The sequence below is a fragment of the Kribbella sp. VKM Ac-2568 genome (genome assembly GCF_004345365.1).
Lineage (GTDB): Bacteria > Actinomycetota > Actinomycetes > Propionibacteriales > Kribbellaceae > Kribbella > Kribbella orskensis.
The window spans coordinates 172,329-186,523 of sequence record NZ_SLVF01000004.1 but is presented as its reverse complement, the minus strand read 5'-3'; the positions used below and the strand labels follow the sequence as shown (position 1 = coordinate 186,523).

Sequence of the window (14,195 nt, the reverse complement as noted above, 5' to 3'; positions counted from 1 at the left end):
CAAGGAGTGATGAGATGCCGAAGTACTTGATCTCGTTCGAGAAGGGCGCGATGGACCACTTCACCGAGGAGGACTGGCCCGAGGTGGGCAAGGCCTCCCACGCGGTGGAGCAGGAGGCCAAGGACGCCGGCGTGTTCGTCTTCGCAGGCGGGCTGGACTACGAGGACGACGACGTGGAGCACGCTTTGGTGGCCACTGACGGGATGGTCACCGACGGCCCGTACCCGGAGAGCAAAGAGCTCGTCGGCGGCGTGATGATCGTCGATGTACCCACCCGGGAGGCCGCCCTGGAGTGGGCCGCCAAAAACGCAGCCGCCTGCCGCTGTGCGCAAGACATCCGCAAGTTCATGTACGACCCGGAGATCGAGTGAGATGGCGTCGTGAGCGAGGCGATCACCCGGGCTCAACAGGCCCGGGTGGTTGACCGCCGTCAGCCGGGTGACTTGCCTGGGTCGATCTGCTGGGCGAGGTACTGCTGGGCGCCGACCCGCTCGATCGCGTCGAGCTGGCTCTCGAACCAGTCCACGTGCTTCTCCTCGTCGCGGACCATCTCCTCGAACACCGCGGCGGTGCCGTGGTCGCCGAGGTCGTGGCACTCCTTCGCGGCCGCGTTGAACTGCGCCACCGCGGCTCGCTCGCCGTCAGCGCCCAGCCGGAGCATCTCCTGGGCGTCCTCGCCGACCGTCACGGCACCGAGCTTCTGCAGGTTCGGGTGACCGTCGAACAACAGGATGCGGTTGATCAGCGCGTCGGCGTCGTTCATCTCGTCGATGGACAGGTCGTAGAAGGCCTTGCCCAGCCGGTCGAATCCCCAGTTGTCGAGCATCCTGGCCTCCAGGAAGTACCCGTTGATCACCGTCAGCTCGAGTGTCAGCGCCTCGTTGAGCAGTACGACGACGCGTGGGTTAACCGGTTGCACTTGCCACCTCCGTGAACGAGGTTGCCGAGACCGACCTCCCATGCTGGCACAACAACCGCTTCAACGAGAAGACGCAGCCGCCACAGTTCCGCCCCGCCCCGGTCGCCCCGCACACCTGTGCGAGCGTGCGAGCGCCGAGGTCGATGCTCTCGCGGACCTCCCGGTCGCTGACGACCTCGCAGTGGCAGACAATCATGCAGGTGAGGCTACCCTAACCGTCCTGGGTCAGTCACGTTCGTGTCAGCGTGATCCCCGTCCCAACGTTGGCTGGGTCAGCCCATGCTTTTCTGGCCGTCGATTGTTTCTCGGATGATGTCGGCGTGGCCGGCGTGCTGAGCCGTTTCGGCGGCGATGTGGAGGAAGACGCGGCGGACCGTCCAGAAGACGCCGGGTGGCTGCCAAGGGGCGGCCGGAAGTTCGTAGGTGGTGTCGAGGTCGAGGGTCCGGACGAGGTCGTCGGTGGCGGCTGCGACTTTCTCGTACTCGGCCAGTACACCGGCCAGCGTCTCGCCCTCGGTGAGGCGGAACTGGTTCTCCCACTGGGCGATTCGCTCCGGGGTGTACTCAATCTCCTCAGGCGTGTCCTTGCCGCCGCCCACCTGGGCGAAGTCGGCCCAATTCCGCTCGACTTCGGTGACGTGCTTGATCAGGCCGCCGACCGTCAGCGCACTGACGGTACTGCGGGTGTTCGCCTGCTCGTCGGAGAGGCCTTCCGCGGTGTGGCGCAGGAAGTAGCGGTGCTTGGTGAGGAAGTCGAGGATGTCGGCCCTCTCGCCGGTCAAGCTCTGCTCGTTCGCTGTCATGTACTGAGCCTAAGAGCCTTAGCGGCCAGTTTCTGACCTCTATTACGAACAGTTTGGACGGTACTGCGAACACGAGCTCGCGCAGATTCCGCCGTAGTGGGCACGGGCGGCGGTACGGTCGATTTGTGGTTGGAGAGCCGGGCCGGGGCCAGGACGAGGTTCGGACCGCTGAGGTGATCGGGTCACTGTGCCTGGCGACGGATCTTGGCATGGGGCTTCCGCTCGAGCACGGCCTGCAGAGCACTCAGTTCGCGATGCGGCTTGCCGATCGGCTGGGGGTCGACTCCGCGACCGCGTCGCAGACGTACTACGGATGCCTGCTGTTCTATGTCGGGTGCACCGTGGACGCCGAGATCAGCGCTGGGTTGTTCAAGGGCGATCTGCTCGCGAACTTCAACCCGGTGATGTTCGGGACGCCCGCGCAAACGATGGCCGGCATACTGCGCGCGTTGGCCGATCCGGAAAGCGCGATGCCTGTCCGCGCACTGCAGGCGGCCGGCCGGCTTCCGATGGCCGTTCGGGGGCATCGCCGTCACATCGCCGCGCTTTGCGAGGTCGCCCAGCTCCTGAGCGAACGGTTCGGCATGTCGCCCGACGTGCGACAACTGTTCGTCCACTTCACCGAGCGCTGGGACGGCAAAGGCCTGACCGGCCTGCGGGGCGAGGAGATCGCGCTCCCGTTACGGATCATCCACGTGGCTCGCGACGCCGCTCTGCACCGAATGATCGGTGGCGTGGACCATGCCGCACGTGTCGTCCGGGAGCGAGCCGAAGGCGCGTTCGATCCAGCGATAGCTGCGCTACTCGCGGATGAGGCGACCGACATCCTGGCGCTCGATGACGAGCGGTCTGCGTGGGACGACGTCCTCGCAGCCGAGCCCACTCCTCATTTGATGTTGCATGGCGAGGCGATCGACCAGGCGCTCGCGGCGATGGGCGACTTCGCTGACCTGGCATCGAAGTACCTGGTCGGCCACTCAGCGGGTGTCGCGGAGCTGACCGCGGCCGCGGCACAGCGGTGCGGCTTTCCACCTGGCGAGGTGGCGGCGACTCGGCGGGCCGCGCTCGTTCACGACGTGGGGCGCGTCGCTGTTTCCATCCTCATCTGGCAGAAGGGCGGGCCATTGTCGCCGCACGAGTGGGAGCAGGTCAGGCTGCACGCGTACCACTCCGAACGCGTCCTGTGCCGATCGCCCTTTCTCGCAACCCTTGTGCCAGTGGCGACGTTCCACCACGAACGGCTCGACGGCGCCGGCTACCACCGCGGGGCGACAGCGGCTGCCCTCACGCCCCCGGCGCGCCTGCTCGCCGCCGCGGACGTGTACCACGCCATGACCGAGCAGCGTCCGCACCGGATTGCGCTAACGCCGGAACAGGCGGCTGACCTGCTCGGCCAGGAGGCACGCGCGGGGCGGTTGGACGCCGACAGCGTGGTCGCAGTACTTGACGCCGCCGGACATCGGGCCCGCCGTGTAGCGCGGCCCGCGGGGTTGACCGAGCGAGAGGCCGAGGTCGTCGGGTTACTCGCTCGCGGCTTGCAGACAAAGCAAATCGCGCGCCTGCTCGGGATCTCGGCCAAGACGGCGGACCGCCACATCCAGAACGCCTACGCCAAGATCGGCATCTCGACCCGAGCTGCCGCCACCGTGTTCGCGATGCAGCACGGTCTCGCCGCATGGGGAGAACTCCCGATGGTTCGAGCCGACGGCCGTCCGTAGCGTCGCCATCGAGAGCACCCGGCAGATCGACCGGATGCCGTCGAACGGAGGCGGTCATGAGTGCTGTGCAGGACGCGCACACGCGAAACCAAGAGTCGGCCGGCGGCCGTCTCCACGAACGATCCGACTGGTCCCTCTCTTTGCCGGCCTGGGCCGGCATCATCGGTCCAGTCCTGTTCACGGCGACGTTCTTGGCCCAGGAGGCTTTCCGCAGGAGCGAGTACGACGCGCTCGCCGAGCCGGTCAGCGCGCTGGAGGCTGGACCCAACGGATGGATTCAGCAGGTCAACTTCGTCGTGTTCGGCGTGCTCACAATCGTCTTCGCACTGGGACTGCACCGCGGCCTGCGGCCATCGCGGGCGGGTGTCGCCGGCCCCGCGTTGCTGTTCCTCAGCGGCGTCGGCAGTCTGCTCGCCGCGATCTTCCCGCTGCGGCAGGACGCCGCCGGCGTGACGTATGACCCGGGCGGCCACATCGTCGCCGGGTTCATGTTCTTCCTGACGAGCGCGGTCGGGCTGATCGTGGTGTCGCGTCGAGTGGCGCATGACCCAAGGTGGCAGAGCCTCGCGACGTACTCGCTTGCCGCCGGGATCGTCGCCTTCGTCGGCTTCCTCGTAGGCGGCGGACTCGTGATGCCGGACGACGCTCCGCTGCACGACTGGGCCGGCTTGTACCAGCGAGTGCTGGTCGTCGCCGTCCTGTTCCCCTGCCGCATCCTCCTCTCGATCAGGTTGCTGCGGGTCGCAACCGGTCGGCGCTGATCTGCTATTACGACGGGGAGCAGCCCCCACGCTGCTCCTCCGTCACGGCTCAGCGCTGCCCGGGACGTCACTCACCTTCGAGGCCAGGTGGTCCAGGTGATCGATCTTGACGGGGAACCCACGCAGGAGCTCGCCGATGCTTTGCTCGATGGCCCGGCCGTCTTCCATCCATCGAGGTGCGGGCGATGGCCGTAGGCGCTCGAGATGTTGACGATCTAGCCGCCGAGATGGCTTGGTGGTGCTCCGCGGTTTCCTTCAAGGCAGCCCCACGACGGCTGACCGCCACGCACCACCCCAGCCAGGCCGACATCGCCCTCACCGAGGTGACGGCTGCGCTGAGCGACCCGATCCGGGTCGGGCTGATCCGGGTACTGTCGGACGGTCAGGAGCGCGGCTGGGGGGTCTTGCGAGCTCCCGTCGCGACCGGTAAGCAGGACGCCTAGCCCGACCAGAGGCTCAGATCACCAACTGTCAGAGGGTGTCACCTGCGGGTGACGCCCTCTTCCTCATCGCGCCGGAATCCTCCCGGAGGGATGACGCAGCTTCTGCAGGTTGGCCCCTACGGTGAGGCAAACCGGCGGCAGGCGGCGGGAAACCCTCGGCTCGTGGAGGTCGACGTGAACGTCTTCCTCGGCGCGCTGTTGGTCATAGCTGTCGCAGCGATCACCGTCACGCTGATGCTCGTCGTACGGCGACGTGCGCCTGAAGGCAGTTACTTCAGCGACGGTGACCGTGCGTCGGGTGTCTTCGGAGTGCTGGCCACCGGCTTCTCGGTGCTCCTCGGGTTCATCATCTTTCTCGCGTTCGACTCGTATGACCAGTCGCGTTCGGGCGCCGAGACGGAGGCGACCATCCTGGCGCAGCAGGTCGAGACGGCGCAGTACATGCCGAAGGCCACTTCTGAGCGACTGACCGGCGAGCTCGTCTGCTACGCGCGATCGGTCGTCGGGCTCGAGTGGAGCGCCCTCGAGCACGGCACGCTCGGCGACGCGATCAATCCGTGGGGAGCGGAGATGTTCCGAACGCTCAAGGCGACCGATCCGAAGACAGCTACCGAGCAGTCGGCCTACGACCGCTGGATGGACCAAACGGCGGATCGTCAGCAGGCGCGGGTCGCCCGGGTCCATGGGGCGGAGGGAATCATCCCGACGCCCTTGTGGATCGTTCTGGCAGTGATCTCCGGGGTGATCTTCGGGTACATGTTGTTCTTCGCCGATCGAGGCGAACGGGCCGTGACACAAGGCGTGCTGATGGGCAGCGTGACCATTGTCATCACCTTGTTGCTGCTCCTGCTCGTGTTCTTCAACCACCCGCACGGTGAAGGCTTCGGCAGGCTGCAGCCGACGGCGATGGAACGATCCCTCCGCCAGATCGAATCCGAGCTCGAGATCGTCGGACTGGACCTGAAGCCTCCGTGTGATTCAAGTGGCAGAGCAAACTGAGAACCGGCCGGCATCCGGCTTCGACCGCTGGCACGAGTTGCTCGTCGCCGTGCTCTTGGTGGTTGCTGCCGTCGCCACGTCGTGGAGCAGCTACCAGGCGACGCGATGGAACGGCGAGCAGGCCAAGGCGGCAGGCCGCACCGGAGCCATCCGGATCGACGCCGCCCGATCGTCCAGTCTGGCCGAGGGGCAGACCCAGGTCGACGTCGCCACCTTCATCGCGTGGGCCGATGCGGACCGCAGCGGTGACAGCGAGCTCGCCGGCTTCTATGTGAGCCGCTTCCGCCCAGAGTTCGCGAAGGCGTTCGACGCGTGGCTCGCGACCAAACCCCTCACGAACGCGAGCGCGCCGAAGACGCCCTTCGCGATGCCCGACTACCAGCTGGCGGCTCGGGCTGATGCCGATCGGCTGGACCTGGCGGCCGAGGCATCGGCGGCCGAAGTGAGCCGCAACATCCAGCGAGCCAGCAACTATGTCCTGACGGTTGTGCTGTACAGCGTGGTCCTGTTCTTCGCCGGTATGAGCACCAAGATCGCCAGTCGCCGCGTCCGCACGTTCATGCTCGTGACCGCCTGCATCGTGCTCCTCACGGCCATCGCCTGGCTCTTCACCTTCCCCGTCAGCCTGCAGGTCTGAGTCCCCCCAATACGACGGAAGACACACATGGTTCCCCAATAGAGCGTTTTGACCGACCCCCGAGGTGCGTCGCGCTGCTCGCAATCTAAACCGGCAAAACCACACCTGGCCAGAGCCCGCAACCACCAGCATTCAAAGAACTCAGGACAGAGTCGGGAGGACATTCTTGACGGCTCGGAAGTTGATTCCGGTGGAGGCTTGCCACCAGCAGGCCGGATAGGCGCGGTCGACGAAGCGGTATGGCGGGAGTTCGCGATCGCCGAAGCGGACGAAGCCCTCGGCGTATCCGCGGTGATCGGCAGTGTCGAGGACGCCGCAGATTCCCAGGATGTCCATCAGCACGCTGCGCTCGGGCTTGTTGCCCTTGAGTAAGCCGAGATGGCTTGGCGCTTGTGCGACTGTCGTCTCGGTCGGCAACCCGCGGAGGATCTCGAGTACTGCGCTACCAAGCTTCCGGTCATCCGGGGTGACTTCGCGCCGCGGTGCGCGGATGAACTGCTGGAGGTCGAAAGCGACGTACGTGATGTCGTCGCGTCGGATACCGCCCCACTTGAAGCGCTCGAAGTTCAGGACGTTGAGGTCTTCAGGCGCCGATCCGGAGTACAGACCGCAGACGGCACACATCCTGCCGCTGCGCATCGCGGTGAAGTGGTGGTCCGGCAGAGCGCGTGCGATCAGGAACGACGCCAAGGCGGAGCGCAGATCGAGTCTGCGACTGGTGAGGCTCGACACGAACGCGTCCTCGACCTCCCTTGGCGAGATCTGGGCAGCCGCACTACGAGCGGCTTCAACCCAACCGCCATGATCGAGGACAACCGGCGCATCGAACATCACCCCTCTCCGCACGGCCGCCCGCATGGACTGCTCATCGGGCCAGTCGGGAGGCTCGCGCCAACCTGAGGAGGACCAGAACGTGTCCAGCAGTGGACGCACGCTGCTGGGGGACGCGTCATAGCTGTCTTGCTGCGGGGGCACGGGTGTGGATCCTGCCGTACTGCGGGGCTGGGAGGATGGGGGTGTGTCTATCAGTGCTAGTCATGAGTTGGTGGTGGGGGCTCGGGAGCGGCGGGTTGGGCGGTTGATTCTGCTCAATGGGACGTCCAGCTCGGGGAAGACCAGCATTGCCGATGAGTTGCTGGCCACGTTGGATGGGGCCTGGTACCACTTGGGCGTTGACGGGTTTCACCGCGCGCGGAATCGGCGGGACTGGACCGACGAGACGTTCTTGCCTGTCTTCCAGCGAACGGTTCTGGGGTTTCACCGGGCCGTGGCTGGCATGGCTTCGGCCGGCAATGACGTGGTCGTGGATCACGTACTGGGTGAGCGCTGGCGTCTCGCGGACTGTCTGGCGACGTTCGAGGGCCTGCCGGTGTTGTTCGTCGGTGTGCGGTGTTCGCTGCCCGAGCTCGAGCGGCGTGAACGCGAACGCGGCAACCGGACGATCGGGCGGGCCGCTGTCCAGTTCCCCCTCGTCCACGACCACGCGGTGTACGACGTCGAGGTCGACTCGGAGCTCCATACGCCGGCCGAGTGCGCCTCCCAGATCCGCGACCGCCTCGACGAAGGCCCGCCCACAGCCTTCGACCGGCTCAGGTCTTGAGGACGAGGGTGGTTCGGTCTGCTTCGCGGAGTGGGGCAAGGGTGTCGGCCTCGGCGGCGATCGCGTCGCGTTCCGCGGAAGTGATTCGGTCGAAGGGCTGCACGGTGAACTGGATGCTCTTGCCGCGGCGTTGTGAGGTCCATACTCCTTTGGCTTCGCCGTCGACAAGGACGAGGCCCGGGGCGCCGACCGGACGCCAGAGTCGCCTGCGCAGGTCGCGATCCGGGAGCAGCCGGTCTCGGTCACGCTGTTGCAGGAAGGGATCCTGGGCAGGGATCAGACGGACGCCGGTCGGTTCGGGTGGTGAGGCCAGCGCTTCCACGTCGGACGCCAGCAACCACTGGACGGGGCGCCGTTTCGCGTTCACCTGAACGAGTTCCGGCTCGATCAGCTCGAAGATCGCGCGTACGTCGGACAGGCTGCGCAGGGTCCACTCGGCGAAGCTCTGGTGGGAGGCCGGCCCGTAGCAGCGAAGGTAGCGGCGCAGGAGCTCGGCCTGAGCGATGTCCTGGTCGACGATCCCCGCTGGTTCGCCGAGCCATTGGTCTTTACGGGCAAGGAGGGCGTCGGTCATCCGGCGGTTGTCCGCGATGCAGGCGATCCCGAGCTGCCCCATCGCACGAAAGAGCGGTTCGGGGAGATCGGCGTGTGCGCCGGACGGGGGGTCGAGGTCACGGATCTCCTCCATCCGCCGGGCGACTTGCTGACGGAACGCCTCCACCTCCAGTTGCTGACCGTCCAGTACTTCGCGCGCAACCTTCGCGGCGTGCTCCACCAGGCTTGCGAGCGGCATATCCAAGGACGTGGCCCAACCGCCGAAGAAGGTCCGCCACGAGTCCTCTCCGGTGGGCATGGCGCCTGTGGTGAAGGCAGCCGCGTCCTGAGTAGGCACCAGGTACGGCGCACCGCGCAGCGACCAGATCGCCAGCAAGGTCTTGTCCTGCTTGAGCGCCTGCTCGATCCCGGCGATGCTCACGCCCGCGACCCGGGCATGCAACGCGAGGGAGGCGGTCTGTCGCGGCGTCTCCTGAACCCCGGCGGCGGCGACCGCCTGAATCATCGAGCCGGCCGGGAGCCGCTCGGCCAGATGGTGACGTGACAGCCGGAACGCAAGGATCTGGTGTCGGTCCACACCCAGCATCGTCGCCTGTCCGCTGCCACCGGGCAAGGAAGATCAGCCGCGCCTGCGGTCGTACGTCGCAGTACCGGAGCCGGCTGGTGCGGCGTCAGATGGTGATGGTGACCTTGGCCTGGGCGTGATGGGTTTCGAGGTAAGTGATGGCGGCGGGGACATCTGCGAGCGCGTAACTGCGGTCGATGGCGGGGGTCAGTTGGGACGACTCGGCGAGCTTCTTGAGCGTTGTCAGATGTTCCAGGGTCAGAGGGGTAGAGAAGTCGATCAGGCGGTGGCGGACGAAGCGGGACTGCAGTTTGGCCTGGAGGAGGATGCGCATCGGGCCGACCACGGAGCCGCCCGTGAAGGTGCCGCCGCCGGAGAGCACGAGGGTTCCGGACGGGGTCAAGCAGCGACGGAGGTCGGCGAGGGAGCGGTTCGCGACGAGGTCCAGCACGACGTCGTACGGGACTCCGTTGCGAGTGAAGTCCTCCTTGCCGTAGTCGATGACGTGGTCGGCGCCGAGCGAGCGGACCAGGTCCACGTTCCTCGTGCTGCACACGCCGGTCACCTCCGCGCCGAACGTCTTGGCGAGCTGTACTGCGAACGTCCCCACGCCCCCTGACGCCCCATTCACCAGCACGCGTTGCCCCGCTTCGACCTTCGCCACATCACGCAGGCCGAACAGCGCGGTACTCCCCGCCAACGGAATCGCCGCCGCTTGCTCGAAGGTGAGGTTGATCGGTTTCAACTCCACCAGGTCCTCCGGGGCGCACACGTACTCCGCGAAGGCCCCGTTGGCGTCGCCTAGATCGCCGTACACCTCGTCACCCGGGCTGAACCGCGTCACGTCGGGCCCGACCGCTTCCACCCTCCCGGCGAAGTCCCGTCCGCGGATCCTGGCCTTGGGTCCCTTGCGCCCGAAGGCCGCCGGCAGCATCAGCCGCGCCAGGTAAGGGTCGCCCCGCATCACGTGCCAGTCGTACGCGTTGACCGAGCTCGCACGCACCCGGACCAGCACCAGGTTGCCAACGGCCACCGGCTTCTCGACCTCGCCGAACTCCAGCACATCAGGTGAGCCGTACCGATCCTGGACTATTGCCTTCATTGGGTACTCCGTGACGCTGGTTCGGTGCGTGCGTTGTCCGGAGGCTCCGGCCTACTCGTGACGGTAGGCGTCCGCCGGCATCACAGCCATCAGGGACAACCCCCATGCCCCACGGATCTCATAACCTGGGTGTCCGCAACTGCCCAACGAGAACGGTTAGGACTGCTATGGCGCTTCGGTGGTACACGACGGTGGTTGGCTGCCTGGATGTGCGCAAGCAGGCCGCGTGGTGGGCGGAGGCGCTCGAGTGGCAGCTCATCCATGAGTCCGACGACGAGTGCGTGATCATTCCGGGCTGGGTGGATCAGCAGGTGGTGCGGGAGACGCCGTGGGAGCGGATCGGGCCGGGGCTGGTCTTCGTCACCGTTCCTGAGAGGAAGACGGTCAAGAACCGGTTGCACATCGATCTGGCTCCCCACACCAGCCAGGACCGGGACGCCGAGATCGCCCGGCTGGAGGGCCTCGGTGCCAGCCGGGTTGACGTCGGGCAGAGCGAGGACGCGTCGTGGACAGTGCTCGCGGACCCCGAGGGTAACGAGTTCTGCGTCCTCAGCTCCCGCGATTCCTGACACAGCTTGCGGTTGGAGAGCAGCGGGTTCTGATCGCGGTTTGCGGTTGGAGACCGGCTGCTACGGTTGTTTTGAGTGTTGAGGAGATCTGACGTGGTGGTGGACGACGACATCTCCGGGTGAGTCCCGGGGTGACAGGCCGCAGGTCGGCGCGCGGTAGCGCAGCCGCCGTGGCCATTTCGTCGTTCCACTGACCTGTCTCCCTCCGCGGGCCGTTTCGTCGCGCCCCGGGATCACACCAAAGGCTTCTTCTCCATGTCCGACGCTTTCATCATCTGCTCCAACCTGTCCTTCTCCTGGCCGGACGACACCCCGGTCTTCCAGGACCTCTCCTTCACCGTGGGCGCCGGCCGCACCGGCCTTGTCGCACCCAACGGCGCCGGCAAGAGCACACTGCTCAAGCTGATCGCCGGCGAGTACCGGCCGAGTCGCGGCAGCGTGACCGTCGACGGCACGATCGGCTACCTGCCGCAGAGCCTCCCGCTCGCTGGTGACCTGACCGTCGCGGAGGTCGTCGGGATCGCCCCGGTGATCGCGGCGATCAACGCGATCGAGGCCGGCGACGTGGCGGAGGACCACTTCACCACGATCGGCGACGACTGGGACATCGAGGAGCGCACCCGTGCCCAACTGGATCGGCTCGGCCTCGGCGACGTCGACCTCGCTCGTCGCCTGGACACCCTGAGCGGCGGCCAGGTCGTCTCCCTCGGCCTCGCTGCGCAACTCCTCAGCCGACCCGACGTCCTCTTGCTCGACGAGCCCACCAACAACCTCGACCACGACGCCCGCCGCAAGCTGTACGGCGTACTCGAGGACTGGAACGGCTGCCTGCTACTGGTCAGCCACGACCGGGCACTGCTCGACCGGATGGACCGGATCGCCGAGCTCGACCGGGGTGAGCTCCGCTCGTACGGCGGCAACTTCACCGCGTACGAGGAGGCTGTCCGGGCCGCGCGGGAGGTCGCCGAGAAGAACGTCCGCAACGCCGAACAGGAGGTCAAGCGGGAGAAGCGCGAACTGCAGCAGGCCCGGGAACGCGCCGCGAGGCGGGCCAGCAACGCCAGCCGCAACCTCGGCAACGCCGGCCTGCCGAAGATCTTCGCCGGCACCATGAAGCGCAACGCCCAGGAGTCCGCGGGCAAGGCGAACGAGACGCACGCCGCCCGGGTCAACGACGCCAAGGCCCGGCTGGACGACGCCGGCCGTGCCGTCCGGGACGACCAGAAGATCGCGCTGGAACTGCCCAACACGAACGTGCCCGCCGGGCGCACGGTCTTCCTCGGGGAGAAGCTGCAGGTCCGCCTCGGCGACAAGTCGATATTCGCCGAGGACGGCGTCGACCTGACGATCCGGGGACCCGAGCGGATCGCGCTCACCGGCCCGAACGGAGCCGGCAAGTCCACCCTGCTGCGACTGATCAACGGCGACCTCGAACCTGTCGGCGGTGTGGCCCGACAAGCCGACGGCCGGGTCGCGTACCTGTCGCAGCGGCTGGACCTGCTCGACCTCGATCGCACCGTCGCGGAGAACCTCGCCGCCTTCGCCCCTGGGATGCCCGAGGCGCAGCGGATGAACCTCCTGGCCCGGTTCCTGTTCCGCGGCTCGCGGATCCACCTGCCGGTCGCAGTACTGTCCGGGGGCGAGCGGCTGCGCGCCACGCTCGCCTGTGTCCTGTACTCCGAACCAGCGCCGCAACTCCTCCTGCTGGACGAGCCGACCAACAACCTCGACCTCATCAGCGTCGGCCAACTCGAGAGCGCGCTCAACGCCTACGAGGGCGCCTTCGTGGTGGTCAGCCACGACGAACGATTCCTAGCGGAGATCAGGGTAGACCGCTGGCTCCGACTAGCCGACGGACGCCTGCTGGAGACCGGGGCGCCCGAGGGTGAGTGAGGCACGGGCGACCTCTCGTCACGTGTCCGCACCGGCGCTGATCGCGAACGACCTCGTCCGCACCTTCGGCACCCGCCGGGTGCTGGACGGGGTCTCGCTGATCGCGTCCCCCGGACACCGGATCGGCCTGATCGGCGAGAACGGCGCCGGCAAGTCCACCCTGCTCCGGCTCCTCGCTGGGACGGACCAGCCGGACGCCGGCACCGTCGTACGGCCTCCTGACCTCGGATTCCTGCAGCAGGAGACGCAGTACGACGCTGGCTCGTCGATGGCGGACGTGCTCGATCACGCGCTGCAGGGCGTGCGCGAGGAGTTGGCCGAGCTCGACCGGCTGACGAAGCTCCTCGGCGAGCAACAGGAGGACTCCCCCGACTCTGCGGAGTTGCTCGCGGAGTACGGGAAGTGGCTGGAGCGTGCGCAGGACCACGCGGCCTGGGACGCCGATCGACGGGCGGGGATCATCCTGGCCGGGCTCGGTCTCGGGGCGATCCCGCAGGAACGGACACTCGGTTCCCTGTCTGGCGGTCAGCGCGGCCGGCTCGCCCTGGCCGCGCTGCTGATCCGGCAACCCGCGGCGCTGCTGCTCGACGAACCGACCAACCATCTTGATGACGACGCCGCGGTGTTCCTGGAGGAGCGACTGCGGGGGATGCCTGGCGTCGTCGTGGTGGCGAGCCACGATCGGACCTTCCTCGACGCCGTCTGCACCGACGTGATCGACCTCGACCCGGCGGTGGATGGGCCGACCCGGTACGGCGGCAACTACTCCGCCTATCTGTCAGCCCAGCGTGCGCAACGGGAGCGCTGGCGGAGGCGCTTCGCGGAGGAACAAGAAGAGCTCGCTGTACTGCGCCGCTCCGTCGGCGAGACTGCCCGCGAGGTCGCGCCCGGCCGGCTCAAACGGGACAACGAGAAGATGGGCTTCGGCCACACCACCGGCCGAGTGCAGAACCAGATCTCCCGGCGCATCCGCAACGCCGCCCGCCGGCTCGAAGTACTTGAACGCACCCGGGTCCCTCCTCCCCCGGAACCACTCCGGCTGACAGTCCCCGCGTTGTCCACTGCTGCCGACGAGGGTCTGCTGGTGTCGCTGCGGAGCATCCAGGTGCCAGGTCGCCTCACGCTGGACAACCTGGATGTGAAGGCTACGGACCACCTGCTCATCACCGGCCCGAACGGCACTGGCAAATCCACACTCCTTGCCCTCCTGGCTGGGCAGTTGCACGTGCCAGGCGCCCGACGGCGCCCGGACCTCAGGATCGGCCTCCTGTCCCAGGACACCACCTTCGGCCGCCCGGACCGCACTGCCCGAGAGACCTACAACCTCGCCCCAGGCACCGACTCCGTACCTCTGGAATCCCTTGGCCTGCTGGCCTCCCGGGAGCTGGACAAGCCCGTGCGGGACCTCTCGGTGGGCCAACGCCGCCGCCTGGACCTCGCCCTCCTGATCGCGAACCCACCCGAACTACTTCTCCTCGACGAGCCCACCAACCACCTCTCCCCCCAACTCTGCGACGAACTGGAAGAAGCCCTCACCACCACCCCCGGCGCCATTGTCCTGGCCACCCACGACCGCCACCTCCGCACCCACTGGCCGCACCAACAGCTAACCCTCACCCACGCCTGAGTAG

The 14,195-nt window shown here is 67.2% G+C and carries 17 protein-coding genes; 10 read left to right on the top strand and 7 right to left on the bottom strand.

Going from position 1 to position 14,195, the window contains the following annotated elements; translation table 11 throughout:
- Positions 1 to 14: 14 nt before the first annotated feature.
- Positions 15 to 371 carry a YciI family protein gene (locus tag EV648_RS12085; protein WP_132289270.1) on the top strand — a complete coding sequence of 119 codons (357 nt, stop codon included), beginning with the start codon at positions 15 to 17 and terminating at the stop codon, positions 369 to 371.
- Between the two features lie 59 nt (positions 372 to 430).
- On the opposite strand, the gene bfr is transcribed toward EV648_RS12085, so the two are convergent.
- From bfr to EV648_RS12070, 3 genes are all read right to left on the bottom strand, one after another.
- A complete protein-coding gene (bfr, locus tag EV648_RS12080; protein ID WP_132289267.1) occupies positions 431 to 919 on the bottom strand; it encodes a bacterioferritin in 489 nt (162 codons plus the stop codon).
- Positions 906 to 1,115 (bottom strand): bacterioferritin-associated ferredoxin, encoded by a 210-nt coding sequence (locus EV648_RS12075; RefSeq protein WP_132289264.1) that lies wholly within the window; start codon positions 1,113 to 1,115, stop codon positions 906 to 908. The genes bfr and EV648_RS12075 overlap by 14 nt, the downstream gene beginning before the upstream one ends.
- A gap of 76 nt (positions 1,116 to 1,191) precedes the next feature.
- Positions 1,192 to 1,722, bottom strand: coding sequence for a DinB family protein (locus EV648_RS12070; RefSeq protein ID WP_132289261.1), 531 nt, complete (start codon positions 1,720 to 1,722; stop codon positions 1,192 to 1,194).
- Between the two features lie 209 nt (positions 1,723 to 1,931).
- Between EV648_RS12070 and EV648_RS12065 the strand changes: the two genes are divergently transcribed.
- Positions 1,932 to 3,440, top strand: coding sequence for an HD domain-containing phosphohydrolase (locus EV648_RS12065; protein ID WP_132289258.1), 1,509 nt, complete (start codon positions 1,932 to 1,934; stop codon positions 3,438 to 3,440).
- Positions 3,441 to 3,496: 56 nt separating this feature from the next.
- The gene (locus EV648_RS12060) at positions 3,497 to 4,201 is read left to right on the top strand and encodes a DUF998 domain-containing protein (RefSeq protein WP_132289255.1); all 705 of its coding nucleotides are present in this window, start codon (positions 3,497 to 3,499) and stop codon (positions 4,199 to 4,201) included.
- Positions 4,202 to 4,243: 42 nt separating this feature from the next.
- Here the strand turns inward: EV648_RS12060 and EV648_RS44745 are convergent, their stop codons facing one another.
- Positions 4,244 to 4,369, bottom strand: coding sequence for a hypothetical protein (locus tag EV648_RS44745; RefSeq protein WP_255512843.1), 126 nt, complete (start codon positions 4,367 to 4,369; stop codon positions 4,244 to 4,246).
- Between the two features lie 17 nt (positions 4,370 to 4,386).
- On the opposite strand from EV648_RS44745, the gene EV648_RS43175 reads away from it, so the two are divergent.
- The 3 genes from EV648_RS43175 (at position 4,387) to EV648_RS12045 (ending at position 6,280) form a co-directional block, all read left to right on the top strand.
- Positions 4,387 to 4,644, top strand: a complete 258-nt coding sequence (locus EV648_RS43175; protein ID WP_199234560.1) for a hypothetical protein — start codon at positions 4,387 to 4,389, stop codon at positions 4,642 to 4,644.
- A 162-nt stretch (positions 4,645 to 4,806) separates the two neighbouring features.
- Complete coding sequence (locus tag EV648_RS12050; RefSeq protein ID WP_158293972.1) at positions 4,807 to 5,643, top strand: DUF4239 domain-containing protein; 837 nt, start codon at positions 4,807 to 4,809, stop codon at positions 5,641 to 5,643.
- Positions 5,627 to 6,280, top strand: a complete 654-nt coding sequence (locus tag EV648_RS12045) for a hypothetical protein (protein WP_132289249.1) — start codon at positions 5,627 to 5,629, stop codon at positions 6,278 to 6,280. Before EV648_RS12050 ends, EV648_RS12045 begins: the two co-directional genes overlap by 17 nt.
- 141 nt (positions 6,281 to 6,421) lie before the next feature.
- Here EV648_RS12045 and EV648_RS12040 read toward each other — a convergent pair whose 3' ends face one another.
- Positions 6,422 to 7,111 (bottom strand): hypothetical protein, encoded by a 690-nt coding sequence (locus EV648_RS12040; protein ID WP_132289246.1) that lies wholly within the window; start codon positions 7,109 to 7,111, stop codon positions 6,422 to 6,424.
- 148 nt (positions 7,112 to 7,259) lie between these two features.
- Between EV648_RS12040 and EV648_RS12035 the strand changes: the two genes are divergently transcribed.
- Entirely contained in the window at positions 7,260 to 7,880 is a 621-nt protein-coding gene (locus tag EV648_RS12035; protein WP_370452712.1) for a chloramphenicol phosphotransferase CPT family protein, read from the top strand.
- On the opposite strand, the gene EV648_RS12030 is transcribed toward EV648_RS12035, so the two are convergent.
- Complete coding sequence (locus EV648_RS12030; protein WP_158293971.1) at positions 7,870 to 9,012, bottom strand: DNA glycosylase AlkZ-like family protein; 1,143 nt, start codon at positions 9,010 to 9,012, stop codon at positions 7,870 to 7,872. The genes EV648_RS12035 and EV648_RS12030 overlap by 11 nt on opposite strands.
- Positions 9,013 to 9,106: 94 nt before the next feature.
- Positions 9,107 to 10,102 (bottom strand): NAD(P)-dependent alcohol dehydrogenase, encoded by a 996-nt coding sequence (locus tag EV648_RS12025; protein WP_132289240.1) that lies wholly within the window; start codon positions 10,100 to 10,102, stop codon positions 9,107 to 9,109.
- A 167-nt stretch (positions 10,103 to 10,269) separates the two neighbouring features.
- Between EV648_RS12025 and EV648_RS12020 the strand changes: the two genes are divergently transcribed.
- The 3 genes from EV648_RS12020 (at position 10,270) to EV648_RS12010 (ending at position 14,191) form a co-directional block, all read left to right on the top strand.
- The gene (locus EV648_RS12020; protein WP_132289237.1) at positions 10,270 to 10,671 is read left to right on the top strand and encodes a VOC family protein; all 402 of its coding nucleotides are present in this window, start codon (positions 10,270 to 10,272) and stop codon (positions 10,669 to 10,671) included.
- 255 nt (positions 10,672 to 10,926) lie between these two features.
- Entirely contained in the window at positions 10,927 to 12,564 is a 1,638-nt protein-coding gene (gene abc-f, locus EV648_RS12015) for a ribosomal protection-like ABC-F family protein (protein WP_132289234.1), read from the top strand.
- Positions 12,557 to 14,191 (top strand): ABC-F family ATP-binding cassette domain-containing protein, encoded by a 1,635-nt coding sequence (locus EV648_RS12010; RefSeq protein WP_241995070.1) that lies wholly within the window; start codon positions 12,557 to 12,559, stop codon positions 14,189 to 14,191. Before abc-f ends, EV648_RS12010 begins: the two co-directional genes overlap by 8 nt.
- The last annotated feature ends 4 nt before the right edge of the window (positions 14,192 to 14,195 follow it).